The organism is Suttonella ornithocola, from assembly GCF_001889065.1.
Lineage (GTDB): Bacteria > Pseudomonadota > Gammaproteobacteria > Cardiobacteriales > Cardiobacteriaceae > Suttonella_A > Suttonella_A ornithocola.
Genome location: NZ_LWHB01000350.1, coordinates 1 through 577, shown reverse-complemented (window position 1 = coordinate 577; position 577 = coordinate 1). Strand labels below are relative to the sequence as shown.

Below are 577 nucleotides of genomic sequence, written 5' to 3'. Positions count from 1 at the left end.
GAGAAACTTGGCGCGCTGTTGCAAAGCGCTACAAGATCAGCAAATTCACCGTCTATAGCTGGATTAAAAATCCCCATCCTAAAGGCTTTACTGAGCGTAAGCCCTCAAAGATTGATGATGAAGCCTTGCTTAAGGATATTGAGCAGTATCCCGATGATTACCAATGGGAAAGAGCTAGACGTTTTAATTGCTCGCAATCAGCGATTTGTTATGCTCTAAAGCGACTAAAGATAACGCATAAAAAAAGATTAACCAACATCCAAAAGCCGACACAGAGCAAAGAGAGCACTTTCAAGAACAAATAGTAGATAAGACCGCTCAAGACAAACCGATAGTCTATCTTGATGAATGTGGTTTTAAAGCCTTTGCTCATAGACCTTATGGCTACAGCACAAAAGGAGAAGTTTGTCATGGAAGTGATAACTGGCATTTAAAGAACCAGAGCAATGCGATTGGAGCCATTATCAATGGAGAATTGTTTGCCTTACGCTTATATGATGGTTCTATTAACAGCGATATTTTCTCTCATTGGGTGAGAGAAGCACTGTTACCTGAGTTACCTAAAAMCAGTGTAATT

General features: G+C 40.1%; 2 protein-coding genes. Both read left to right on the top strand.

Translation table 11 applies throughout. The annotated features are described in order from the left end of the window. The coding region (locus A5N85_RS14330; RefSeq protein WP_072577691.1) for an IS630 transposase-related protein at positions 1-305 on the top strand (305 nt) is incomplete at its 5' end. Then, positions 248-577: transposase (locus tag A5N85_RS18100; RefSeq protein WP_211268269.1), on the top strand; the 330-nt coding region annotated here is incomplete at its 3' end. The genes A5N85_RS14330 and A5N85_RS18100, both read left to right, overlap by 58 nt.